Here is a 23051-nt window from a genome sequence, read left to right as displayed (position 1 = left end):
CCGTGATCCCGTCTTACTGGAACGCCTTGGTCATGGCGTCGGCCAGCGGCGCGTTGGGGTTGGCGCGGCAATAGGCGATGATCTTGGCGTCGTTCGGATCGGTCGGCGGCGGGGTGGCGCCGGACTGGCGCATCGCTGCCTGCATGTCGGCGAGGGCCTTCAGGTAGCCGGCGCAGGTGTCCGGGGTCTGGGCGAAGGCGGCGGAGGAAATGGCCACGGCGACAGCGGCGGCGAGAAGGGTCTTCATGGGATTCTCATGCAATGGGACCGCGCGGCTGCGCGGCGGGCGGACCCAACCATGCCGCCGGCGGCAAAGCGATGCCGCCGCTCCGCAGACCTTCCCTGCAAGGGAAACATGTCCGCCTCGCTTTCGACGCGTGGCCTCGCTAAGGCTGGCAGCCCGATCCACGACAAGGGACGAGCGGAATGACCGATGGCCAGGGCCTGGCCGGCCGCATTGACGGAGAGACCCATCTCCTGCCGGTGCGCGTCTATTACGAGGACACCGACTTCTCCGGCGTCGTCTATCACGCGAGCTACCTGCGCTTCATGGAGCGCGGCCGCACCGATTTCCTGCGCCTGCTCGGCGTCGCCCAGGGCGACCTGTTCGAGACGGCGAAGCAGGAGGCGGGCGCCGGCTTCTTCTTCGTCGTCCGCTCCATGGGCATCGAGTTCCTGCGGCCGGCCCGCATCGACGACGTGCTGACGGTCGAGACCCGCACCGAGGTGGTGAAGGGCGCGACGCTGAACCTTGCCCAGCGCGTGCTGCGGGGCGAGGAGGTGCTGGTCGAGGCGAGCGTGCGCGTCGCCTTCCTCGCCGGCGGCAAGCCGGTGCGCATTCCCGATGGGCTCAGGCGGGCCATGACGCCGAAGGCGTCGGACGCAATGTGACGTCGCCGAAGGGCGCCGACTGAGGAGGAACCCTTAGAGCCGGATGTTGGCGCTGCGGATGATCGGGCCCCACTTCTCCATCTCGGCCCGCACGAAGGCGGCGAACTCGTCCGGGGTATTGGGCCGGCTGGTGACCGAGAGGGAGGTCAGCCGGGCGCTGATGGCCGGATCGCTGATCGCCTCGTTCAGGGCGCTGCTGAGCCGCGCCACGACGGCATCCGGCGTGCCGGCCGGCACGAAGACCCCGTTCCATTCCAGCGCCTGATAGCCGGCAAGCGTGTCGGCGACAGCCGGCAGGCCGGGCATGACCTCGACGGGCGTGGTGGCCGTATGGGCGACGGCGCGCAGCAGGCCGCCGCGGATGTGCTCGATGGACGAGGACAGGTTCGAGAAGAAATACTTGATCTGGCCGGCCACGAGGTCGTTCAGGGCCGGTCCGCCGCCCCGATAGGGCACGTGGGTGATGTCGACCCCCGCCATGCTCTTGAACAGCTCCAGCGCCAGGTGCTGCGCCGAGCCGTTGCCGGAGGAGGCCCAGTCGATCTTGCCCGGTGCGCGCTTCGCCGCGGCGATGATCTCAGCGACCGTCTTTTCCGCCACGCTCGGATGGACCACCAGCACGTTCGGCACGACGGCGGCGAGGAAGACCGGCCGGAAGGCCTTGACCGTGTCATAGGGCAGGCGCGGGAAGAGCGTCGGATTGGAGGCGTGGGCGCTGGCGTCGAAGAGGATCGTGTAGCCGTCGGCTTCGGCCGTGGCCACGGCATTGGCGCCGATCGTGCCGCCGGCGCCGCCGCGGTTCTCGATGACGAAGCTGCCGCCGGTCAGGCTTGCCAGCTTCTGGAAGAGGATGCGGCCGACCGTGTCGGCGCCGCCGCCGGCCGAATAGGGCACGACGACCCGCACGGGGCGGGCGGGCCAGGCCTGGGCGCGTGCGACGCCGGGGGCGATCACCGGTGCGGCGAGTGCGGCAAGGCCGCCGGCCAGCGCCGTGCGGCGGTCGATCGGGGCGGGGGTCCGTCCGGTCATGGGCGTGATCCTCAGCGGATGTCGATGGAATAGGAAAAGCGCTCCGCCGGCCCGTAGGAGCGGCGGAATTCCAGCGGCGCCTGGTCGAAGCCGAAGGCGACGCGGTCGATGATGGCGGTGGGCACGCCCGCGTCGATGCCGAGCGCCGCTGCGGCGGCGGCCGGCGGCATGCCGAAGCGGATGGTCTCGCGGGCGGAGGCGACGACCTTGCCGCAGGCCGTCTCGTAGAGCGGGTAGAGCAGGTCGCCGAATTCGGCGAAGGGCAGGTCCATGAGGAGCGCGAAGGGATCGCGCGGCAGGTGGACCTCCTCGAAGAGGAGCGGCGCGCCGTCGACCAGGCGCAGTCGCGTCAGGGCGATGATGGGTGCGCCGTCGGCGACGCCGAGATGCTCGGCGACCTCGGCACTGGCGGGCAGGACCTGGCGCGACAGGATACGCGAGACCGGCCGCATCGGCCGGCCCTTGGCATCGGTCATGCGGAAGAAGCGGGCCAGCGCATTGCCGAAACTACCGCGCCGCACGAAGGTGCCGCGCCCCTGCCGGCGCTCCAGCATGCCTTCCGCCACGAGCACGGCGAGGGCCTTGCGCACGGTGCCGACGGCAACCTCATGGGTGGCCGCGAGGCTGTCCTCGGGCGGGATGGCCTCGCCCGGACGCCAGCGGCCGTCAGCAACGGCCGCCGCGAACAGGTCGCGCAGCTGCTGGTAGCGTGGCAGCCGGTCATCGAGCGTTGGCGGAAGGGCAGTTGTCATGGAGATCTCTATTCCTATACAGGATTAGAGCAATGAGGAGCGGCGCGCAAGCATGACCACCATCGACACCCACGCCCATGTCTTCCTGCGTGGCCTCCCGGCGATCCCCACCGCCCGCTACGTGCCGGACTACGACGCGCCGCTCGCCGCCTATCTCGCCTTCCTCGACGGGATCGGCGCCGAGAAGGGCGTGCTGGTGCAGCCCTCCTTCCTTGGCAGCGACAACAGTTTTCTTCTCGCGGCGCTGGCGGCGGCCAAAGGGCGTCTTGCCGGGGTCGCGGTGGTCGAGGAGCGCATCACGCCCGAGGCGGCGGAGGCCCTGGCGGCGGCCGGCATCCGGGGCCTGCGCTACAATCTCGTGGGACGCTCGCCGGAGGTCCTCGCCTCGGCCGATGCGAGGGCCATGCTCGCCATGGCCGCGCCGCTCGGCTGGCATGTCGAGCTCCATGCCGATGCTCCCGACCTCGCCGCCGCGCTGCCGTACCTTCGCGGCTTCGACGGGGTGATCGTCATCGACCATTTCGGCCGGCCGGGTCCGGACGATGCCGCGCTCGTCACGGGATGGGCGGCGGACCCGCGCATCCACATGAAGCTGTCGGCGCCCTATCGCGTGCGCCATCCCGACATCCGTGGCCTCGCCGGCCGGATTGTCGAGGCCTATGGCGCGGAGCGGCTGATGTGGGGCAGCGACTGGCCCTGGACCCAGCATGAGGCGGTGGCGAAGGCGGCGGAACTGCTGCCGGAGGCGCTGGGGCTGGACGGGGCGACGATTGCGGCGATGGAGGCGACGGCGCGGCGGGTGTTCTTTGGCGCCGGCTGACGGGTTATCCGCTGCCCTGAGCGCGTCCTGCGCATCCCAGGAGGGTAGAGGGTTTCAGGCAAGTTGCCGCGTAATCTGACCGGCATGTCTCTTCAAGAAAGCGCGAAGGCGTTCGTGATAGTCGGGAACGACCGCGTGCTTGACCGAGGGGCGCTCAGCCAGCGCCTGCCGCCATGCGAGGGTCTTCGGCAAACCGTCGAATGTCCCGAGGTCCGCGATCTGATCGAATACGTCGAAGTAGCGGAAGACCGGCGCGAACACCGCGTCGACGATCGTGAAGCCGTGGCCGGAGAAGTAGGGCCCCTCGCTTAGCTCCGCCTCGATGCGCGCGAATTTGTCCTTCAGGATCGCGAGCTTTTGTTCAAAAGCGACAGGGTCCTTGGTGGTTTCGACGACCCAAATGTCGGCAAGGATCGAAGATCCGAACTCCATCCATGCCCGATGTCGCGCCTTGCGCAACGGATTGGCTGGGTGAAGGGCCGGTTGGTGGGTTTCCTCCAGATACTCGACGATGACGGAGCTCTCGAACAACACCTCGTCGCCGACCTTCAGGAGAGGCACTTTCCCGAGCGGGGATATCGCCTTGAACCAGTCGGGCTTGTTCGAAAGATCCACATCGATGCGCTCGAAGGGAATGCCCTTCTCGGCCAGCACGATCGCCGCGCGTTGGACATAGGGGCAGAGATCAAACGACACGAGGGTCAGTGGCTGAACCATGGTGACATCTCCATGCATATGCATTGAGATAAATGCAGATGCATTCTTTTGTCAATCTTGATGCATCTGCATCCAATGTTTAAGGTTCTTGGATGAGCGCCAACCCGTCGGACAGCCACATCCTCGCCTGGGCGCGCCTCATGAAGGCGTCACAGCTGGTGCTTGGCGCGGTCGAAGCGGAGTTGAAGGCGGCCGGGTTCCCGCCACTCGCCTGGTACGACGTCCTGCTCGAGCTCAACCGCGAAGAACGCGGAAGATTGCGCCCGGTCGAGATCGAAGGTCGTCTGTTGATCGCCCAGCACAACGTCTCCAGGCTGATCGATCGGCTGGAGAAGGCGGGCTACGTTGCACGACAACGCTGTCAGGACGACGGTCGTGGCCAGGTGATATCGATTACGGACGAGGGCAGGGCGCTGCTGAAGACCATGTGGCCGTGCTATCGGCAGGCGATCCAAACCCACGTGGCGGCTAAGCTCACCGAGATGGATGCGCGCGATCTTGCGGACCTGCTGTCGAACTTGATCGACGGCTAGGATGTTGGATACCGGGCGTGTTTCCGTGGTTCCCCATCACCAGCCCTTGTTCCGCCACGCCCGCACGCCATGATGGTGCAGTGCCGAAGATAACCTGACCTTAACCTTACCGATGGCTTGGTAGGTCTCCACGCGGAAGCACGGTCCGCGCCACGGTCAAGACACATTCGGGGGCCATTTCGCCCTCAAAGGCGTCATCAGCGGGCGAAATTCACGCTTTAAACCGCTGGAACGTCGTGTCGATCAGGGCGGGGAGCGTTCGCGCGACCACCAAGCCGGACCCGTCGCGAGAAGGATATTGCCATGAACCCCGCCGATGCAGCCGCGGCCGTCTCCCACGACGTTTCGCTCTGGGGCCTCTTCTGGGCCGCCCATTGGGTCGTCAAGGGCGTGATGCTCGGCCTCGTCTCGGCCTCGATCTGGGTCTGGGCGATCATCGTCGAGAAGATCATCGTCTATCGCCGCACCAAGACGCAGATGGACCGCTTCGAGCAGGTCTTCTGGTCCGGGCAGAGCCTCGAGGAGCTCTACCGCTCGCTGGCCCAGCGGCCGACGACTGCCATGGCCGCGCTCTTCGTCGCCGCCATGCGCGAATGGAAGCGCAGCCATGAAACGGCCTCGCGGTCCTTCGCCGGACTGCAGCAGCGCCTCGACCGCGTCATGAACGTCACGATCCAGCGCGAGGTCGAGCGGCTCGAATCCCGTCTGATGGTGCTCGCCACCGTCGCCTCGGCCGGTCCCTTCATCGGCCTGTTCGGCACGGTCTGGGGCATCATGACCTCGTTCCAGGCCATCGCCGTGTCGAAGAACACCTCGCTCGCGGTCGTCGCCCCCGGCATCGCCGAGGCGCTGTTCGCCACCGCCATCGGCCTCGTCGCCGCCATTCCGGCCACTATCGCCTACAACAAGCTCGCCGGCGAGGTGAACAAGATCGCCAGCCGCCTCGAGGGCTTCGCCGACGAATTCTCCGCCATCCTGTCGCGCCAGATCGACCAGCAGGCCGGCGGCTACGACCAGCGCGCCGCGTAAGGAGCATCGATCATGGGTGCTTCACTCGCAGGAGGCGGGGGCGGTCGCGGCAGTGGACGCCGCAAGCGCCGGTCACACGTCATGAACGAGATCAACATCACGCCCTTCGTGGACGTGATGCTGGTGCTCCTCATCATCTTCATGGTCGCCGCGCCGCTGATGACCGTCTCGGTGCCGATCGACCTGCCGCAGGCCTCGGCCCGCGCCATCCAGCAGGACAAGCCGCCGATCACCGTCTCGGTCCGCCAGAACGGCGAGATCTATGTCGGCGACAACAAGGTCGAGGCGGCCGCCCTCGTCGAGCGTGTCCGCGCCACCGCGACCAACGGCGCCGAGGAGCGCATCTTCGTGCGCGGCGACGCCGCCGCCAACTATCAGGCGATCATGGACGTGCTGTCGCAGCTCAAGGGCGGCGGCTTCACCAAGGTGGCGCTGGTCGCCACCGAGCGTGCGTCGCGCTGAGGAGACCGGATTGGCGCTTCACCCCCAGAAGGTCGGCTACGGGATCTCGGTCGGCGGGCACGTGTTGCTCGTCGTCGCCGGGCTCGTGGGCTTTCTGACGTCGCCCACCAAGGTCGACGAGGGCGAGAGCGTGCCGGTGGAGATCGTCTCCGACGAGCCGGCCCAGTCCACCCGCGGCGACCGCCGCGGCGAGCAGACGCCGACGCCGCAGCGCGTCGTCGACCGGCAGGCTCCGGAAGAACGCCAGACCCAGGACCCGGCGACGCTGCCGGTCGCCCGCGAGCGCGTCCAGAACACCGAACTGCCGCCGCCCCCGCCGCCGCGCCCGGCTCAGGCCGATCCTCGCCCGCCGGAGCCGACGCCGCCCGTCCGCCAGGCCCAGGCCGCCCCGCCGCCGCCTCCCGTGCCGGTGCCGCAGCCCGCGCCGCGGCCGACGCCTGCGGCCGTCGCCGCGCAGGAGCGTGAGGACCAGGCCGCCAAGGAGGCCGAGCTCCTCGCCCAGCAGAAGCGCGAGGAAGAGCGCCGCCAGCAGGAGCAGCAGCGCCAGGCCGAGGCGCGCCGCCAGCAGGAGATCCGCGAGCGCCAGCAGCGTGAGGCGCGCGAGCGGCAGGAGCGCCAGGAACGCGAGCAGCGCGAGGCCCGGGAGCGGCAGGAGCGTGAACAGCGCGAGCGCCAGGCCCGTGAGCAGCGCGAGCGCCAGCAGCGCGAGGCCCGCGAGCGCGCCGAGCGGCAGCGCCAGGAGCAGGCCGACGCCCGCCGCTTCGATCCCAATTCCATCGCCGCCCGGCTTGCCTCGAGCTCGGCGCAGGAGAACGACCGCCGGCAGGCCTCCCGCACCGAGGCGACGGGCGCGACGGCGCCCGCCCGCACCGCCTCGCTCGGCACGGCGACGGGCGCGGCCTCGCGCATCACCGGCCGCGAGATCGACGCCATCCGCGCCTGGGCTGAGCGCTGCTGGGAAATCCCGATCGCGGCGCGCGAGGGCAACAGCCCGGCGGTGCGCTTGCGCGTCTCCTTCAACCGCGACGGAACCGTGACGGCCCGTCCGGAGATCCAGAATCCACGTGGGGATCCGGCCTTCCAGATCCTCGCCAATTCCGCCGTTCGCGCGGTGATGCGGTGCTCGCAGGAGGGTGGCGTCCGCCTCCCGCCCGAGCGCTACGACACCTGGCGCGAAGTCGTCCTCAACTTCGACCCCAAGGAAATGATGCGCTGACGGACCGGCGCCCGGCCCCTGTCACACCCTCGACGCGAGCCGCGTGCAGCGCCATCTGAAAGCCCGAAGAGACCCGCCATGACCCTGCACCTCACACGCCGCACTGTCCTGTCTGCCGGCTCCGCCATCGCCAGCACGACCCTGTTCTCGCCCTGGTCCATGGCCCAGGGCGCGCCGCCGGTCATCGACATCCGCCGCGGCCAGGTGCAGCCCTTCCCGATCGTCGTGCCGAACCTCGGCGGCGACGGCGATCTCGGCCGCAACATGTCGGGCGTCATCGAGAACAACCTGCGCCGGTCCGGCTTCTTCCGCATCATCGACCGCCAGGCCTATGGCAATGCGACCCTCGATCCGGATGCGCCGCCGAATTTCGCCCAGTTCCGCCAGCTCGGCGCCGCCGGCATCGTCACCGGGCGCGCCGGCCGCGGCCCCGACGGCCGCTCGCGCGTCGAGTTCCGCCTCTGGGACGTCGCCCAGGGCAACCAGCTCCACGGCCAGCAGTTCGCCACCCAGGAGCAGAACTGGCGGCGCATCGCCCATCTCGTCTCGGACCAGATCTTCGAGCGGGTGACCGGCGAGAAGGGCCATTTCGACACCCGCATCGTCTTCGTCGACGAGACCGGCCCCAAGGATCGCCGCCAGAAGCGCCTCGCCATCATGGACCAGGACGGCGCCAATGTGCGCTACCTGACCCGCGGCGGCGACCTCGTCCTGACCCCGCGCTTCTCGCCGTCGAGCCAGGACATCACCTACATGGCCTATACGGGCGGCGAGCCCCGGGTCTACCTGCTCAACATCGAGAACGGCCAGCGCGAGCAGGTCGGCAATTTCCCCGGCATGACCTTCTCGCCGCGCTTCTCGCCGGACGGCCAGCGCATCGTCCTGTCGCTGCAGCAGGGTGGCGGCGCCTCGCTCTATTCGCTCGACCTGCGCTCGCGCGCGGCGGTGCGCCTCACCGACGGCTCGGCCATCGACACCTCGCCCTCCTATTCGCCGGACGGGCGCCAGATCGTCTTCGAGAGCGATCGCGGCGGCGGCCAGCAGCTCTATGTGATGAGCGCCGGCGGCGGTGCCGCGAACCGCATCTCCTTCGGCGAGGGCCGCTATTCGACGCCGGTCTGGTCGCCGCGCGGCGACTTCATCGCCTTCACCCGCCAGGGCGGCGGCCAGTTCGCCATCGGCGTCATCAAGCCGGATGGCACGGGCGAGCGCATCATCACCTCGGGCTTCCACAACGAGGGCCCGACCTTCGCGCCGAACGGCCTGTTCGTGATGTTCTTCCGCGACCAGGGCGGCGGGCCGAAGCTGTTCCAGGCCGACATCTTCGCGCGCTCGGAAAACCCGGTGCCGACGCCGAGCTTCGCCTCCGACCCGGCCTGGAGCCCGACGCTGCGCTGAGGCTTCAGCGCAGCCGCGGCGGAAAGCGGAAGACCGGCGTCCCCAGCCACGGATGGGGGCTGAGCAGGCCCGTGCAGGCCTGATCGAGTGTCGCGAGCATTCCGTGGGCGCGCTGGCGGTTCTCGTCATAGGGGCCGAGTTCGCGCAAGAGCCGCAGGGCCTGGCCGTGCCGCCCCATGGCATGGAGCAGTTCCGCCTCGATGCCGCGATAGCTGTCGGGCGCCGGCTCGCCCGCCCTGATGGCCTCGGCCGCATTGCGCCAGCCGGCCCAGTCGAACCCCGGTGACAGGAGCTGCGGCCGCGCGGGGGCCTCGCCCTCGCGGCGCGCGAAGGCGAGCAGGGCGCGCCGGGCCAGCGACCGTTCAAGCGTTTCCAGCGCCGAGCCCGACGTCCACATGTCCGGCTGGCGCCGGACCCCGCCATAGACGGCGCGGGCCTGGTCGAGGCCGAGCACGGCCACGCTGCGCTCAAGGATCATTGCGCGTAGCCCATCGACATCGGCGGCCGACTGGCGTCCGGCGCGGATCGCCGCGAGCAGGGGCTCTGCCACCTCGCCGGCGAGGCGCAGGTCGCCGGACTGGTTGATGGCATTGGCGAGCATCAGCGTCGCCGGGGCGATCTGCGCCAGCGCCAGGGCCCGGTCGAGATCGGCAGAACCGGGCTGGCGGCTTGCTTCCAGGCGGTCGGCGGCGGCGGCCAGGTCTGCCGGAAGCGCGGCGCGGGGCGGCGGCGCCCGTCCGGGAACGAGGCGGCCGAACCAGATTGGCGCGAAGAGGGCCGCAAGCTCTGCCTCGCCTGTGGGGGCCTGTGGTCCGCGCCGGATGTGGGCGAGCCAGGGCGAGAGGTCGGCGCGGCTCGCAAGCAGGGTCCCGGCGAGGTCGCGCAGGCCGCTCGCCTCGGCAAGGGCCGCGAGGCGCAACTTCTCGAGGTCATCGACATCATCGAGGGCGCGGGCAAGCGCGGTCTCCTCGGAGGCGGTGCCGCCGGGCGCCGTGGCGCGGGCGGCGATGTCGGCGAAGACCCGTGGCCATTCGCCGTCGAGGATCAGCGCCCGCTGGACCGAGGAGGAGCGCGCCGCCGCGCTCAGCGCGGCGTCACCGCTGGCCAGGGCGGAGAGGCGGCGGTCCGGCGGCAGCAGGACGAGCCGCAACTCCTCGATTCGCTCGGGCGGGCGTTGCCGCGCCGCGAGCCTTTCCACCAGCGAGAGGGCGGCGGCGGGCGGGAGCTCGCCATAGCGGACCAGCAAGTAGGCAGCCTCGGCGCCATAGCGATCGCGCCAGAAACGGTGCGCGTTCTGCGGGTCAACGAGCAGATAATCGGCGGCCGTCACCACGTCGGCGCTCTGGGCGCAGCTGCGCGGATCGGCAAGCGCCGCGGTTGCCGGAAGCAGGGCACCGGCGAGCAGCGCTTGGGCGAGGCGGAGGAAGCGACGCATCGGGGATCTCTGGGCAGCGTCGGCGCAAGGGTAGGGCGGCTGCCGGCCCGCAATCAAGGCCTGGCGCAGGCCAGCCCCGCGTGCAGGCTGTAGCGAAGCCTGCATATGCAGATAATGTGGAGCCATGAGCGACCCGTCGCCGTCCTTTCCCTGTATCTGCGCCCGCCTGAGGCGGACGACGCGGCGCGTGTCGCAGATCTACGACCGGCACCTCGAACCCCATGGCCTCACCATCAGCCAGTTCGGGGTAATGGCGCAGGTGAGGGTGGGGGATGCACCCTCCATCGGCCAGCTGGCCGAGCGGATGGTCATGGATCCGACGACCCTCACCCGCGCGCTGCGGCCGCTGGAGCGGCGCGGCCTGCTCGCCCTGACGCCTGATCCTGCCGACCGGCGCACCCGCCGCCTGACCCTGACGGAGGAGGGCCGCGCCCTGCTGCGGCGCGCCCGCGCCGGATGGGAGGCCGCGCAGGCGGAAATGCGCGCGGCGCTCGGCGATGAGGCGAGCCTTGCCCTCGTCGCCCAGCTCGACGGCTCGCTCGCCCGGCTCGGCCCCGTTGCGGCGGCCGCGCCATGACCCCCGATAGATCGACGCTGCGGAGCCCGACCCGATGACCGCCCCCGCTGCCGCCGCGCCCCGCGCCAATCCCATCCTCGTCGCGCCGATCCTGCCGACGATCCTCCGGCTATCGACCCCGAATCTCATGGCGATGGTGGCGACCGCGGCCGTCGCCATCGCCGAGACGGCCTATGTCGGGCTTCTCGGCACGGCCTCGCTCGCCGGCATGGCGCTCGTCTTCCCCGTCGTGATGCTCCAGCAGATGATGTCGGCAGGGGCCATGGGCGGCGGTGTCTCATCCGCGGTCAGCCGGGCGCTCGGCGCCGGCGACATCGAGAGGGCCCGCTCGCTCGCCTTCCACACCGTGCTGATCGCGCTTGCCGGCGGCATCGGCATGAGCGTCTTGTTCATCGGCGTCGGCCCGGCGCTCTATGCGCTGCTCGGTGGGCGCGGTGCGGCGCTGGCGGAGGCGCTGACCTATTCCAACGCCGTCTTCGTCGGCGCGCTCGCCATCTGGCTGTGCAACCTCCTCGCCTCGGTGGTGCGCGGCATGGGCAACATGGTCGTGCCCTCGGCGATCCTGCTGGCGGTCGCCGGCCTGCAGGTGGTGATCGGCGGTGGCCTTGGCCTCGGCTTCGGGCCGATCCCGCGGTTCGGCATGGCCGGCGTCGCGGCCGGGCAGGTCATCGCCTATGGCCTCGGCGCGCTGGCGCTGCTCGCCTGGCTGCGCTCCGGGCGCGGCCGGTTCGTCCTGCCGCTGGTCGGCCTGACGCCGCGCTGGGACCATGCGAGCGACATCCTCAAGGTCGGCACCATCGCCATGATCTCGTCGCTGCAATCGGTGCTGACCGTGCTGATCCTGACCCGGCTCGTCGCCCGCTTCGGCGATGCGGCGCTGGCCGGCTACGGCATCGGTTCGCGGCTCGAATTCCTGCTCATCCCCGTCACCTTCGCCGTCGGCGTGTCGCTGGTGCCGATGGTCGGCATGGCGATCGGCGCGGGCAATGCCGCCCGCGCCCGCCGCGCCGCCTGGACCGGCGGGGCCATGGCCTTCCTCGTCACCGGCGGCGTCGGTGTCGCGGGCTGGCTGTTCCCCGAGGTCTGGGCCCGCCTGTTCACCAGCGATCCCGCGGTCATCGCCGCCACCGCCGCCTATCTCACCTGGGCCGGGCCCTGCTTCGGCTTCTTCGGCCTCGGCCTCTGCCTCTATTTCGCGGCGCAGGGTGCGGGCCGGGTGATCGGCCCGGTGCTGGCCGGCACGGCGCGGCTCGTCGTCATCGCGCTCGGCGGCTGGGCGCTGGTTGCCACCGACCAGCAGCCCTGGGCCATGTTCGCCCTCGTCGGCTTCGCCATGGTCATTTACGGCGCCGGATCGGTCCTTGCCCTGTGGGTGACGCCCTGGGGACGCCGGCCTGCGTGACATTTCCGCAACGGTCGCGGCGAAGGGTGCGGCACCGGGCCAGCTTCTCCCCATGGCCACCCGCTTGCCACAGTCTCGTCACGCTCCGCCGCGATGCGGGGGTGGTGTCGCAGTGCGTCACGCGCCGACACGACGAATTCCCGGGCTTCCATTAACCGATGGTTGACCATTCCGGCGATTGGCGGGGCAGCGAGGTTTTAACGCCTCACCGTCCGGGCGATCGCAAAAAGAACAGATCATTCAGGACGATAACCACCTGGATGTGACGCATCGGACCGCTGTCGGTGAAGGCTGCGGGCCCGGACCGGCCCTTCCGCGGAAGGTTCGATTAACCGACCTCCTGTTAGAGGTGCCGTCACATTTTCAGGTCAAGGAGACCATCATGCTGACCATGGCTCTGGGCCGCAATCTGAAGTTTGCTGCCATCATGGCGTTCGGGCTGGTGCTCGGCGCCTGCGCCCAAAACCCCACCAACCAGGCCGGTGCCGGCGGCGCCGGTGCGGCGACCCCGGGCAGCGCCCAGGACTTCATCGTCAATGTCGGCGACCGCGTCTTCTTCGAGACCGATTCCTCCGAGCTGACCCCCCAGGCTCGCGCCACGCTCGACAAGCAGTCGGTCTGGCTGAACCAGTACAACCGCTATTCCTTCACGGTCGAGGGCCATGCCGACGAGCGCGGCACGCGCGAGTACAACATCGCGCTTGGCGCCCGCCGCGCCCAGACGGTGCGTGACTATCTCGCCGCCCGCGGTGTCTCGGCTGCCCGCATGCGCACCATCTCCTACGGCAAGGAGCGCCCGGTCGCGGTCTGCAACGACATCTCCTGCTGGTCGCAGAACCGCCGCACGGTCACCGTGCTCTCCGGTGGCGCCGGCTCCTGATCCCGTCTTCACGGCATCAGCCAACGGCGCCCGGACCCACCGGGCGCCGTTTTCGCTTGAAATGGGCCGAAATCTCGCCCAATTCCCCGCATGAATTTCCTCTGCTCGGGCTGAAGGACGACAGATGATGACCGGACGGGTGGCCAAGGCCTGGTTCCGTTTCGACATGGCAGTGATGGTGGGTGGCACGGCGCTGCTCGCCCTCTGGCTTGCGGTGGCGCCGGTGCGCGCGCAGAGCGCCGCCGACCTCATGGACCGCATCCAGCGGCTGGAGGCGCAGGTGCGCTCGCTCAACGGCCAGCTGGAACAGTCGCAGTTCCGCGTCCGCCAGATGGAGGACCAGCAGCGCCGCATGCAGGCCGACATCGAGTTCCGCCTCAACGAGCTCGAGAATGCCCGCGGTGGCGCCCGCCGGCCGCAGCAGCCGCCCGCCGGCCAGCCGCCCCAGCAGCCGCAGCAACAGGGCCAGCCGCCGCAGCGACGCTCCGACGCCTTCGATCCCTCCGAGCAGCAGGCCGCCCCCGGCGCGCCCCGCGACCTCGGCACCCTTCCGCCCGGCTCCAATGCCGCGCCGCCCCGGACGGCTGCGGCCGGTGGCGCCGGCGGTGCGCAGCCGCTCGACCTTGGCCAGCTTGCCGGGCGCGCCGCTGCCGATCCCTCGCTGGACCCCGCCGAGCCGCGCTCGGCGATCCCGGGCGCGGTGGCCTCCACCGGCAGCACGGGGACCCAGCCGATCATCGCTTCCTCGCCGCGCGACGAGTACAACGCCGCCGTCGCCTTCATCTCCCGCCGCGACTACGAGCAGGCGGAGATCGCCCTGCGCGCCTTCCTGCAGAACCATCCGCGCGACCGTCTGGTGGGTGACGCCACCCACCAGCTCGGCGAGACCATGTACCAGCGCCGCCAGTATCGCGAGGCGGCCGAGCAGTTCCTGAAGGTCTCGACCGACTTTCCCCGCGCCAGCCGCGCGCCGTCGAGCCTGCTGCGCCTCGGCCAGTCCCTGAATGCCCTCGGCGAGCGCGAAGCCGCTTGCGCCGCCTATGCCGAATTCAATCGCAAGTTCCCCAATGCCGCCCCCGCGACCAAGACGGCGGTGGTGAGCGAGCAGCGCCGTGCCAGCTGCTGAGCCGGTGGCCGAGGCCCCGCTCGACGACGACGAGATCCAAGACCTCCTCGCATCCTTCCACGGCCATTCCGCGCTCGTCCTCGCGGTGTCCGGCGGTCCCGATTCGCTCGGCTTGATGGTGGCTGCCGCCCGCTGGCGCGCCCTGGCCGGCGAGGGGCCTGCCCTGCATGTGGCCAGCGTCGACCATGGCCTGAGGCCCGAGGCTGCGGGCGAATGCGCCATGGTGGTGGAGGCAGCCCGCCGCCTTGGGCTTCCCGCGACCATCCTCGCCTGGGAAGGCGACAAGCCGGCGTCCGGCCTGCAGGAAGCCGCGCGGGACGCCCGCCTCGCGCTGCTCGTGGCCCATGCCCGTGCGGTCGGCGCGACGGGAATCGTCCTCGCCCATCATCGCGAGGACCAGGCCGAGACCGTGTTCATGCGGCTGTTGCGCGGCTCCGGCCCGCTCGGCCTCAAGGGCATGGCGTCAACGTCCGAGCGGGACGGGCTCGCGCTGCTGCGCCCCTTCCTCTTCGTGCCGAAGGCGCGGCTCGCGGCAACGGCGCGCGTCGCCGGGCTTTCCCCGGTCCACGATCCGTCGAACGACGACCCGCGCTTCACCCGCGTCCGCATCCGCCGGATCCTCCGCGACCTCGAAGGGGAGGGGCTCGATGCCGAAAGGCTCGCCATCCTCGCCGGCCGCATGCAGATGCTCGACGCCGCGGGCGCGCACCACGCCGCGCGGCTCGCCGAGGCGACGACGGTGCCCGCGGGCACCCAGGGCGCTGAGGCCTATGACGGCACGACCTGGCTGGAGGCGCCCTTCACCGACGTGCTGCGCCTCCTCGCCGATGCCATAGCCCGCCTCGGCGACCCGGATGTCGATGCGCGGCTCGAGGCGCTGGAAGGGCTCACCGGCGAGGTGCTGATGGCGATTGCCGGCGGCGAGGCGCTCCGGCGCAACCTGCAGGGGGCGCTGGTTTCGGTCTCGCCGCAGGGGCGCGTCATCGTGGCACGTGAGCCGGCCCGCCGCTCCGCCCGTAATTGATGGTAGGAAACGGTTGACCGCCTCGCGGATTTGCATCGCAAACGCGTGAAAGGTCGGAAGGCTGCTCCTTGGCAAGTCCCCGGCGGGCTCCTACATTGGACGGGTACGGGTAATGCCGCATGACGCATCGGGCATGAGCACGGATAGCGCGCCGCTTCGGCGCCGCGTCCGCGGTGAGACCCTGGGGATGGACACGCGATGAACTCCAATTTCCGCAACCTGGCCCTGTGGGTGATCATCGTCCTCCTGCTGCTGGCCTTGTTCACGCTCTTCCAGAGCCCGCAGCAGCGGGCCGGGTCCTCGGACCTGCCCTTCTCGCAATTCCTCACCGAGGCCGATGGCGGTCGCGTCCGCGACGTGACCATCCAGGGTCCCGAGCTGACCGGCCACTTCACCGATGGCCGCACCTTCCAGACCTATGCACCGCCCTTCCCGGGCCTCACGCAGCGCCTCGTCGACAAGGGCGTGCAGGTCCAGGCCCGCGCGCCGGGCGAGCAGGTTCCGTGGTTCGTGGCGCTCCTCGCCCAGTGGTTCCCGGTCCTCCTCTTGATCGGCCTGTGGATCTTCATGTCGCGCCAGATCCAGGGCGCCGGCGGCAAGGCCATGGGCTTCGGCAAGTCCAAGGCGAAGCTGCTCACCGAGGCCCATGGCCGCGTCACCTTCGAGGACGTTGCCGGCATCGACGAGGCCAAGCAGGACCTGCAGGAGATCGTCGAGTTCCTGCGCGACCCGCAGAAGTTCCAGCGCCTCGGCGGCCGCATCCCGCGCGGCGTGCTCCTCGTCGGCCCGCCTGGCACGGGTAAGACCCTCACCGCCAAGGCGGTTGCGGGCGAGGCCAACGTGCCCTTCTTCACCATTTCCGGCTCGGACTTCGTCGAGATGTTCGTCGGCGTCGGCGCCAGCCGCGTCCGCGACATGTTCGAGCAGGCCAAGAAGAACGCGCCCTGCATCATCTTCATCGACGAAATCGACGCCGTCGGCCGCCATCGCGGCGCCGGCCTCGGCGGCGGCAATGACGAGCGCGAGCAGACGCTGAACCAGCTCCTCGTCGAGATGGACGGCTTCGAGCCCAACGAGGGCATCATCATCATCGCCGCGACCAACCGTCCGGACGTGCTCGACCCGGCGCTGCTGCGCCCCGGCCGCTTCGACCGCCAGATCGTCGTGCCGAACCCGGACGTGAACGGGCGCGAGAAGATCCTCAAGGTCCATGCCCGCAAGGTGCCGCTGGCGCCCGACGTCGACCTGAAGATCATCGCCCGCGGCACGCCTGGCTTCTCCGGCGCCGACCTGATGAACCTCGTCAACGAGGCCGCGCTGCTCGCCGCCCGCCGTGGCAAGCGCATGGTCACGATGAGCGACCTCGAGGACGCCAAGGACAAGGTCATGATGGGCGCCGAGCGCCGCTCCATGGCCATGAGCGAGGAAGAGAAGAAGCTGACGGCCTATCACGAGGCGGGCCACGCCATCGTCGGCCTGAAGGTTCCCGCCGGCATGCCGGTGCACAAGGCGACGATCATCCCGCGCGGCCGTGCGCTCGGCATGGTGAAGTTCCTGCCCGAGGGTGACCGCTACTCGATGAAGTACAAGGAGTACACCTCGCACCTCGCTGTCGCCATGGGCGGCCGCGTGGCGGAGGAGATCACCTTCGGCAAGGAGAACGTCACCTCCGGCGCCGTCGGCGACATCGACCAGGCCACCAAGATGGCGCGCGCCATGGTGACCCGGATGGGCTTCTCCGAGGAGCTCGGCATGGTGGCCTATGGCGACAACCAGGAAGAGGTCTTCCTGGGCATGTCCATGGGCAAGCAGCAGAACGTCTCGGAATCGACGGCCCAGAAGATCGACAAGGAAGTGAAGCGGCTCGTGCAGGAGGGTTATGAGGAGGCGAAGCGCATCCTCACCGAGAACCGCGAGCAGTTCATCATGCTCGCCGAGGCGCTGCTCGAGTACGAGACGCTCTCCGGCGACGAGATCAAGGACCTGCTGGCCGGCAAGCCGCCGGTGCGCGACAGCGAGCCGGACAAGGGCCAGGTGCGCCACTCCGCCGTGCCGACCGCCGGCAAGGGCCGCCGCCCCGCCAATGATGACGGGCTGGAGCCGCAGCCGCAGGCGTGAGCGACCTCAGGCGATTGGTTTGATGAAGGCGGGCAGCGATGCCCGCCTTTGTCGTTTTGGCGGCGGTTTCTGATCTGGCCCCTCACCCTTCCCTCTCCCCGCGAGCGGGGAGAGGGGGTAGCAGCGTCGCGGGTGTTCAGCAGCGGCTGCGCCTGACACGCCGGCTGCGGACTGGCGGGACGCCGATGTCACCCTCTCCCCGCTCGCGGGGAGAGGGAAGGGTGAGGGGCGCCCAAGAGCGCCGCGCCCTTTTGGTCAGATCAGCGGCTAAGACGGCTATGCCCACCGACCGCCTTGAGCGCTCCTCCTCCCGCGCCCACACTCCGCCTGACCTTTGGCGGGGCGCCCCATGACCATCAGCCGCATCGAGCCCTTCATCCTGCATGTGCCGGTGACGGGCTCGTCGATCTCCGACTCGACCCACACGCTGTCGCATTGGGGCGTGGTCGGCTGCCGCATCCACACCCGCGAGGGGCTGGTCGGGACCGGCTTCACAGGCACCCATGCGGACATTGCCGGCGACCGCCTGATCGCCCGCTGCATCGCCACCTCGCTCACCGAGCTGCTGATCGGCGAGGACGAGCGCGATGTGACGCGGCTCTGGCAGAAGGTCGCCCGCCATCCGCCGCTGCAATGGATCGGGCGGGCCGGCATCGCCCATCTGGCGCTCGGCGCCGTCGACGTGGCGCTGTGGGACCTGAAGGCGCAAGCCGCCGGGCTGCCGCTCTGGAAGCTGCTCGGTGGCGCCACGTCGGAGCGGCTGACCGCCTACAACACCGATATCGGCTGGCTGTCCCTCTCCGACGAGGCGCTCGTCTCCGGCGCCCGCCGGGCGGTGGAAGAAGAGGGTTTCCGGGGCATCAAGGTGAAGGTCGGCTCGGCCGATATCGGCCGCGACATCGACAGGCTCGCCGCCGTTCGCCGCGCCGTCGGTGACCGCGTCACCATCGCCACCGACGCCAATGGCCGCTGGGACCTGCCGACCTGCCTGCGCTTCACCCGGGCGGCGCGCGACCTCGACCTCCTCTGGTTCGAGGAGCCGCTCTGGTACGACGATGTCGAGGGCCATGTGCGCCTTGCCGCGCAAGGCGGCGTGCCGGTGGCGCTCGGCGAGCAACTCTATACGGCGGAGGCCTTCTTCGATTTCATCCGCCGCGGCGCCATGCACTATGTCCAGCCGGACGTGGCGAGGCTCGCCGGCATCACCGAATACATCCGCGTCGCGGAGGCCGCCCATGCGGCGCGGCTGCCGGTCGTCGCCCATGCGGGAGACATGGGGCAGGTGCATGTCCACCTGTCCTTCTGGCACCCGGCCACCAGCTCCTTCGAATACATCCCGTGGATCAGGTCCTGCTTCGAGGAGCCGGTCACCGTGACCAACGGTGACGTGGTGCGTCCGGAGCAGCCGGGGGCCGGCACCGCGATCCGTCCCGAGGCCTTCGACACGCACGCGAAATCGCTGGATTGATGGGCGAATTTCCCTGCCCGCCCTTGCCGGTTACCGCCCCGCGAGGCTAAGTCTCGGTGGTTGCGTAGAAACGAGCGCCGCAATGGCGCCACACACGGGGCTCATGGCGTGCCGCCTGTTGCAGAACCAGTGCTCACGGCCAAGCCTCGACGGGTCCTCGTGCGGACGACGCTTCTCCTTCTCTCCCGGTTCCTGACGCTGGCGCTTCTCGCGCTGGGCGCGGCCATGACCCCGGCGCTGGCGCAGGGCGTCGATGCCGTGGCGGTCACGGCGACGTCGCCCGCCATCAATCTCGGCCGCGCCCTGACCTTCGTGCAGGGCGAGGGCGACCGCGTCTCGGTTCCAACCGCACCCGGCAGCGACGGCATCGTCCGCCGCATGGAGGTGCGCCAGACCCGCACCGATTCGAGCTCCGTCTGGGGCGTGTTCACCCTCTCCAACGCCACCGACGAGCAGGTCGATCGCCTCGTCGTCGTGCCGCATTACCGGCTGATCCGCTCAGGGCTGCTGCGGCCCGATCTCGGCGCCCAGCGCCTCGTCTCGCTCACCCCCAGCCAGGGCTTCCGCCCGGAGCGGCAAACCGCTGTCGACCAGGACGTCTTCCTGATCACGCTCGACCCCGGCACCACCGTCACTTTCGTGGCGGAGCTGCATGATCCGCGCCTGCCGCAGATCACGCTATGGCAGCCGGATGCCTTCAAGGACCGCGAGAACTCCTTCACGCTCTATCGCGGCATCATCCTCGGCATTGCCGGCCTGCTGGCGCTGTTCCTCACCATCCTCTTTGTGGTGAAGGGCTCGCTGATGTTCCCGGCCGCCGCGCTCCTCGCCTGGGCCGTGCTCGGCACGCTGGCGCTCGACTTCGGTTTCTGGACGCGGGTGATGGAACTGGCGCCGGAGGTCGTCGCCTTCTGGCGCGCCGTGGCCGAGGCGATCCTCTCGGCGACGCTGATGATCTTCCTCTTCGCCTATCTCGACCTCAACCGCTGGCACGTGCGCTACACCGTGCTCATGGCGGTCTGGCTCGCCTTTGCCGGCGGCATGCTCACGGTGGCCTGGTTCGACCCGTCGATCGCCGCCGGCATCGCTCGCCTCGGCATCGGCGCGGTGACCATCCTCGGCACGGTCATCCTCGTCTACCTCTCGGTGCTGCGCTACGACCGTGCCATCAACCTGTTGCCGACCTGGGTCCTGTTCATGGTCTGGTCGGGCGCCGCCTTGCTGATGGTCTCCGGCCGCCTCAACAACGAGATCGCCGCGCCCGCCATGCTCGGCGCGCTGGTGCTCCTCGTCATGCTGATCGGCTTCACGGTGATGCAGCACGCCTTCTCCGGCGCCGGCGTGCCGCGTGGCCTCGTCTCCGACACCGAGCGCAAGGCGCTGGCGCTGACCGGGGCCGGCGACGTCATCTTCGACTGGGACGTCGTCACCAATCGCATCTGGGTCGGGCCCGAGCTCGAGCCGCAGCTCGGCCTGAAGCGCGGCACGCTCGAAGGGGTCGCCACCCGTTTCATCGAGGCGCTGCATCCCGCCGACCGCGACCGCATCCGCTCCACCCTCGACACGGTGGTGGAGCATCGCCGCGGCCGCCTCGTCGAGGAGTTTCGCCTGCGCGCGACGGACGGCCATTTCATCTGGATGGTGCTGCGCGCCCGGCCGGTCGTCGGCTCCGATGGCGAGGTCGTCCGGCTTGTCGGTACGCTCGCCGACATCACCGAGTTCAAGGCGGCGGAGGAGCGGCTGCTCCACGACGCCGTCCACGACAATCTCACCGGCCTGCCGAACCGCGAGCTTTTCCTCGACCGCCTCGACGCCTCGCTCACCAGCCTCGCGGCCGAGGACGGCCGCCGGCCGACCGTCATGGTGCTCGACATCGACCGCTTCAAGCAGGTCAACGATTCCGTCGGCGTCTCGGTCGGCGATTCCATCCTGCTCAGCGTCTCGCGCCGCCTCGCCCGCCTCATCAAGCCGCAGGACACGCTGGCGCGGCTTGCCGGCGACCAGTTCGCCATCATCCTCGTGTCGGAGCGCACGCCCGAGCGCATCACCGGCTTTGCCGAGACGCTGCGCAAGGCGCTGCGCGCGCCCATCGCCTTCGGCGACCGCGAGATCTTCCTGACCGGCTCCATCGGCATCGCCCTGGCGGACGGCACGCAGGTGAAGCGCGACGACCTTCTGAAGGATGCCGAGCTCGCGGCCTATCACGCCAAGCGGCTGGGCGGCGACCGCATCGAGGTGTTCAAGCCGGCGCTGCGGGCGGTGAAGAGCGACCGGCTGGCGCTGGAGAGCGACCTTCGCCGGGCGCTGGAGCGCAACGAGATCGCCATCGTCTACCAGCCGGTGGTCCGCCTTGCCGACCGCACCCTTGCCGGCTTCGAGGCCCTGGTGCGCTGGGACCATCCGCGCCTTGGCCGCCTGCCGCCGGGCGAGTTCATCGCCATTGCCGAGGAGACGGGGCTCATCGTCGAGCTCGGGCTCTTCGTCATGGACCGCTCGGCCCGCCAGCTTGCCTCCTGGCAGCAGCTCATGCCGCTCGACCCGCCGCTCTTCGTCTCGGTCAATGTCTCGAGCCGCCAGCTGCTGCGCCACGACCTGCTGCAGGACATCAAGGGCGTGCTGTCGCGCTCCACCGTCGCCCGCGGCTCCCTCAAGCTGGAGCTCACCGAGAGCCTGGTAATGGAGAACCCGGAATATGCCGCGCAGATGCTGCAGCGCATCCGCGAGCTCGGCGCCGGCCTGTCGCTCGACGATTTCGGCACCGGCTATTCCTCGCTCAGCTACCTGCAGCGCTTCCCCTTCGACACGATCAAGATCGACAAGAGCTTCGTGCGCGCCGACCAGCGCGGTGTCCGCCCCGTGATCCTGCGCACCATCATCGCGCTCGGCCAGGACCTCGGGATGGAGGTGGTGGCCGAGGGCGCCGAGAGCGACGCGGATGCCGTCGAACTCTTCCAGCTCGGCTGCGACTATGCCCAGGGCTTCGCCTTCGGCGAGCCCATGACCGCCGACCAGGCGACCAAGCTGCTCAAGGCCGCGCTCGCCCAGGCGGCGTGAGGTCGGCCCCGTCAGTTTCAGCGGCCACGCCATGCGTGGCTGTGGCTTCCCTTGCGTCGCTCGTCCCGGCCTACTGCCGTCCAACGATCATCCGGGAGGAATGACATGACCCCGCGCAATCTCGGCCGCTCCGGCCTCAAGGTCTCGCCGATCTGCCTCGGCACGATGATGTTCGGGGGCCCGACGGACGAGAAGGCCTCCGTCCGCATCATCGACCGGGCGCGCGAGGCCGGCGTCAATTTCATCGACACTGCCGACGTCTACACCGAGGGCCGCTCCGAGGAGATCACCGGGCGGGCCATCAAGGCGAACCGTTCGCACTGGGTGCTGGCCACCAAGCTCGCCAATCCCACCGGCCCTGGCCCCAATGACCGCGGCCTGTCGCGCCTCTACATGATGCGCGCGGTGGAGGCCTCGCTGAAGCGGCTCGGCACCGATGTCATCGACATCTACTACCTCCACAAGGAGGATCACGGGACGCCGCTGGAGGAGACCGTGCGGGCGCTCGGCGACCTCATCCGGCAGGGCAAGATCCGCCACTACGGCGTCTCCAACCACCGGTCCTGGCGCGTCGCCGAGATCTGCAACCTCGCCGACCGCATGGGCATCGACCGGCCCGTGGTCAGCCAGCCCTATTACAACGCCATGAACCGCATGCCCGAGGTCGAGCACCTGCCGGCCTGCGGCTTCTATGGCCTCGGCGTCGTGCCCTATTCGCCGCTCGCCCGCGGCATCCTCTCCGGCAAGTACGACCCGAAGGCGCCGCCGCCGGAGGGTTCGCGTGCCGGCCGCGCCGACAGCCGCATGATGCAGACGGAGTGGCGCAAGGAATCCCTCGTCATCGCCCAAAAGCTGAAGGCCCATGCGGAGAAGCGCGGCATCACGCCGGGCCAGTTCGCCACCGCCTGGGTGCTGAACAACGCCTTCGTCACCGCGGCCATTGCCGGCCCGCGCACCATGGAGCAGTTCGAGGACTATCTCGGCGCGCCGGGTTACGCCTTCACCAAGGCCGATGAGGCGCTGGTCGACAGGCTGGTGCCGGCGGGGCATCCCTCGACGCCGGGCTATACCGACCCGGCCTATCCGCTGGAGGGGCGGGTGTCGCGCTGCGGCTGAGCGT

At 69.8% G+C, this 23051-nt stretch carries 21 protein-coding genes; 16 read left to right on the top strand and 5 right to left on the bottom strand.

Annotation, left to right across the window (positions count from 1 at the left end; genetic code table 11):
• Positions 1-13: 13 nt before the first annotated feature.
• Positions 14-247 carry a hypothetical protein gene (locus C8P69_RS12565; RefSeq protein WP_108177661.1) on the bottom strand — a complete coding sequence of 78 codons (234 nt, stop codon included), beginning with the start codon at positions 245-247 and terminating at the stop codon, positions 14-16.
• Between the two features lie 179 nt (positions 248-426).
• Here C8P69_RS12565 and ybgC point away from each other — a divergent pair, with 179 nt between their 5' ends.
• On the top strand, positions 427-891 hold the full coding sequence (gene ybgC / locus C8P69_RS12560) for a tol-pal system-associated acyl-CoA thioesterase (RefSeq protein ID WP_108177659.1): 465 nt from the start codon (positions 427-429) through the stop codon (positions 889-891).
• A gap of 33 nt (positions 892-924) precedes the next feature.
• Here ybgC and C8P69_RS12555 read toward each other — a convergent pair whose 3' ends face one another.
• The gene (locus tag C8P69_RS12555; RefSeq protein ID WP_108177657.1) at positions 925-1920 is read right to left on the bottom strand and encodes a Bug family tripartite tricarboxylate transporter substrate binding protein; all 996 of its coding nucleotides are present in this window, start codon (positions 1918-1920) and stop codon (positions 925-927) included.
• 11 nt (positions 1921-1931) lie between these two features.
• The gene (locus tag C8P69_RS12550; RefSeq protein ID WP_108177655.1) at positions 1932-2672 is read right to left on the bottom strand and encodes a GntR family transcriptional regulator; all 741 of its coding nucleotides are present in this window, start codon (positions 2670-2672) and stop codon (positions 1932-1934) included.
• Positions 2673-2724: 52 nt separating this feature from the next.
• On the opposite strand from C8P69_RS12550, the gene C8P69_RS12545 reads away from it, so the two are divergent.
• Positions 2725-3492 (top strand): amidohydrolase family protein, encoded by a 768-nt coding sequence (locus C8P69_RS12545; protein ID WP_108177653.1) that lies wholly within the window; start codon positions 2725-2727, stop codon positions 3490-3492.
• Between the two features lie 54 nt (positions 3493-3546).
• On the opposite strand, the gene C8P69_RS12540 is transcribed toward C8P69_RS12545, so the two are convergent.
• Positions 3547-4209 carry a glutathione S-transferase family protein gene (locus C8P69_RS12540; RefSeq protein WP_108177651.1) on the bottom strand — a complete coding sequence of 221 codons (663 nt, stop codon included), beginning with the start codon at positions 4207-4209 and terminating at the stop codon, positions 3547-3549.
• A gap of 92 nt (positions 4210-4301) precedes the next feature.
• Here C8P69_RS12540 and C8P69_RS12535 point away from each other — a divergent pair, with 92 nt between their 5' ends.
• The 5 genes from C8P69_RS12535 (at position 4302) to tolB (ending at position 8847) form a co-directional block, all read left to right on the top strand.
• Positions 4302-4742 carry a MarR family winged helix-turn-helix transcriptional regulator gene (locus C8P69_RS12535; protein ID WP_108177649.1) on the top strand — a complete coding sequence of 147 codons (441 nt, stop codon included), beginning with the start codon at positions 4302-4304 and terminating at the stop codon, positions 4740-4742.
• Between the two features lie 303 nt (positions 4743-5045).
• A complete protein-coding gene (gene tolQ, locus C8P69_RS12530) occupies positions 5046-5771 on the top strand; it encodes a protein TolQ (RefSeq protein ID WP_108177646.1) in 726 nt (241 codons plus the stop codon).
• A 12-nt stretch (positions 5772-5783) separates the two neighbouring features.
• Positions 5784-6233 (top strand): protein TolR, encoded by a 450-nt coding sequence (tolR, locus tag C8P69_RS12525; RefSeq protein ID WP_108177644.1) that lies wholly within the window; start codon positions 5784-5786, stop codon positions 6231-6233.
• Between the two features lie 10 nt (positions 6234-6243).
• Entirely contained in the window at positions 6244-7449 is a 1206-nt protein-coding gene (gene tolA / locus C8P69_RS12520) for a cell envelope integrity protein TolA (protein WP_170118229.1), read from the top strand.
• Between the two features lie 78 nt (positions 7450-7527).
• On the top strand, positions 7528-8847 hold the full coding sequence (gene tolB / locus C8P69_RS12515) for a Tol-Pal system beta propeller repeat protein TolB (RefSeq protein WP_108177640.1): 1320 nt from the start codon (positions 7528-7530) through the stop codon (positions 8845-8847).
• Between the two features lie 4 nt (positions 8848-8851).
• On the opposite strand, the gene C8P69_RS12510 is transcribed toward tolB, so the two are convergent.
• The gene (locus C8P69_RS12510) at positions 8852-10282 is read right to left on the bottom strand and encodes a hypothetical protein (RefSeq protein ID WP_108177636.1); all 1431 of its coding nucleotides are present in this window, start codon (positions 10280-10282) and stop codon (positions 8852-8854) included.
• A 124-nt stretch (positions 10283-10406) separates the two neighbouring features.
• Here C8P69_RS12510 and C8P69_RS12505 point away from each other — a divergent pair, with 124 nt between their 5' ends.
• From C8P69_RS12505 to C8P69_RS12465, 9 genes are all read left to right on the top strand, one after another.
• Positions 10407-10859: a MarR family winged helix-turn-helix transcriptional regulator gene (locus C8P69_RS12505; protein WP_108177634.1), complete on the top strand. Its 453-nt coding sequence runs from the start codon at positions 10407-10409 to the stop codon at positions 10857-10859.
• Between the two features lie 34 nt (positions 10860-10893).
• The gene (locus tag C8P69_RS12500; protein ID WP_108177632.1) at positions 10894-12261 is read left to right on the top strand and encodes an MATE family efflux transporter; all 1368 of its coding nucleotides are present in this window, start codon (positions 10894-10896) and stop codon (positions 12259-12261) included.
• A 382-nt stretch (positions 12262-12643) separates the two neighbouring features.
• Positions 12644-13141, top strand: a complete 498-nt coding sequence (gene pal, locus C8P69_RS12495) for a peptidoglycan-associated lipoprotein Pal (RefSeq protein ID WP_108177630.1) — start codon at positions 12644-12646, stop codon at positions 13139-13141.
• A 127-nt stretch (positions 13142-13268) separates the two neighbouring features.
• On the top strand, positions 13269-14267 hold the full coding sequence (ybgF, locus tag C8P69_RS12490) for a tol-pal system protein YbgF (RefSeq protein ID WP_170118228.1): 999 nt from the start codon (positions 13269-13271) through the stop codon (positions 14265-14267).
• Positions 14254-15291: a tRNA lysidine(34) synthetase TilS gene (tilS, locus tag C8P69_RS12485; RefSeq protein WP_146167333.1), complete on the top strand. Its 1038-nt coding sequence runs from the start codon at positions 14254-14256 to the stop codon at positions 15289-15291. The genes ybgF and tilS overlap by 14 nt, the downstream gene beginning before the upstream one ends.
• Positions 15292-15489: 198 nt before the next feature.
• Complete coding sequence (ftsH, locus tag C8P69_RS12480) at positions 15490-17409, top strand: ATP-dependent zinc metalloprotease FtsH (RefSeq protein WP_108177624.1); 1920 nt, start codon at positions 15490-15492, stop codon at positions 17407-17409.
• 349 nt (positions 17410-17758) lie between these two features.
• Positions 17759-18877 carry a mandelate racemase/muconate lactonizing enzyme family protein gene (locus tag C8P69_RS12475; RefSeq protein ID WP_108177622.1) on the top strand — a complete coding sequence of 373 codons (1119 nt, stop codon included), beginning with the start codon at positions 17759-17761 and terminating at the stop codon, positions 18875-18877.
• A gap of 225 nt (positions 18878-19102) precedes the next feature.
• The gene (locus tag C8P69_RS12470; RefSeq protein WP_108178112.1) at positions 19103-21931 is read left to right on the top strand and encodes an EAL domain-containing protein; all 2829 of its coding nucleotides are present in this window, start codon (positions 19103-19105) and stop codon (positions 21929-21931) included.
• Positions 21932-22036: 105 nt separating this feature from the next.
• The gene (locus tag C8P69_RS12465) at positions 22037-23047 is read left to right on the top strand and encodes an aldo/keto reductase (RefSeq protein WP_108177620.1); all 1011 of its coding nucleotides are present in this window, start codon (positions 22037-22039) and stop codon (positions 23045-23047) included.
• Positions 23048-23051: the final 4 nt, after the last annotated feature.

The organism is Phreatobacter oligotrophus (genome assembly GCF_003046185.1).
In the GTDB taxonomy this organism is placed as follows: domain Bacteria; phylum Pseudomonadota; class Alphaproteobacteria; order Rhizobiales; family Phreatobacteraceae; genus Phreatobacter; species Phreatobacter oligotrophus.
Note: the sequence above shows the minus strand (reverse complement) of the source record. Positions and strands in the feature narration are given on the sequence as shown.

What these genes read in the sequence shown, in the direction of transcription:
- C8P69_RS12500 (WP_108177632.1), top strand. Translation starts at nt 10,894, where the DNA reads ATGACCGCCCCCGCTGCCGCCGCGCCCCGCGCCAATCCCATCCTCGTC.
- C8P69_RS12510 (WP_108177636.1), bottom strand. Translation starts at nt 10,282, where the DNA reads ATGCGTCGCTTCCTCCGCCTCGCCCAAGCGCTGCTCGCCGGTGCCCTG.
- C8P69_RS12470 (WP_108178112.1), top strand. Translation starts at nt 19,103, where the DNA reads ATGACCCCGGCGCTGGCGCAGGGCGTCGATGCCGTGGCGGTCACGGCG.
- C8P69_RS12540 (WP_108177651.1), bottom strand. Translation starts at nt 4,209, where the DNA reads ATGGTTCAGCCACTGACCCTCGTGTCGTTTGATCTCTGCCCCTATGTC.
- C8P69_RS12475 (WP_108177622.1), top strand. Translation starts at nt 17,759, where the DNA reads ATGACCATCAGCCGCATCGAGCCCTTCATCCTGCATGTGCCGGTGACG.
- pal (WP_108177630.1), top strand. Translation starts at nt 12,644, where the DNA reads ATGCTGACCATGGCTCTGGGCCGCAATCTGAAGTTTGCTGCCATCATG.
- ftsH (WP_108177624.1), top strand. Translation starts at nt 15,490, where the DNA reads ATGAACTCCAATTTCCGCAACCTGGCCCTGTGGGTGATCATCGTCCTC.
- ybgC (WP_108177659.1), top strand. Translation starts at nt 427, where the DNA reads ATGACCGATGGCCAGGGCCTGGCCGGCCGCATTGACGGAGAGACCCAT.
- ybgF (WP_170118228.1), top strand. Translation starts at nt 13,269, where the DNA reads ATGACCGGACGGGTGGCCAAGGCCTGGTTCCGTTTCGACATGGCAGTG.
- tolR (WP_108177644.1), top strand. Translation starts at nt 5,784, where the DNA reads ATGGGTGCTTCACTCGCAGGAGGCGGGGGCGGTCGCGGCAGTGGACGC.
- C8P69_RS12565 (WP_108177661.1), bottom strand. Translation starts at nt 247, where the DNA reads ATGAAGACCCTTCTCGCCGCCGCTGTCGCCGTGGCCATTTCCTCCGCC.
- C8P69_RS12535 (WP_108177649.1), top strand. Translation starts at nt 4,302, where the DNA reads ATGAGCGCCAACCCGTCGGACAGCCACATCCTCGCCTGGGCGCGCCTC.
- tolQ (WP_108177646.1), top strand. Translation starts at nt 5,046, where the DNA reads ATGAACCCCGCCGATGCAGCCGCGGCCGTCTCCCACGACGTTTCGCTC.
- C8P69_RS12550 (WP_108177655.1), bottom strand. Translation starts at nt 2,672, where the DNA reads ATGACAACTGCCCTTCCGCCAACGCTCGATGACCGGCTGCCACGCTAC.
- C8P69_RS12555 (WP_108177657.1), bottom strand. Translation starts at nt 1,920, where the DNA reads ATGACCGGACGGACCCCCGCCCCGATCGACCGCCGCACGGCGCTGGCC.
- tolB (WP_108177640.1), top strand. Translation starts at nt 7,528, where the DNA reads ATGACCCTGCACCTCACACGCCGCACTGTCCTGTCTGCCGGCTCCGCC.
- C8P69_RS12505 (WP_108177634.1), top strand. Translation starts at nt 10,407, where the DNA reads ATGAGCGACCCGTCGCCGTCCTTTCCCTGTATCTGCGCCCGCCTGAGG.
- C8P69_RS12545 (WP_108177653.1), top strand. Translation starts at nt 2,725, where the DNA reads ATGACCACCATCGACACCCACGCCCATGTCTTCCTGCGTGGCCTCCCG.
- C8P69_RS12465 (WP_108177620.1), top strand. Translation starts at nt 22,037, where the DNA reads ATGACCCCGCGCAATCTCGGCCGCTCCGGCCTCAAGGTCTCGCCGATC.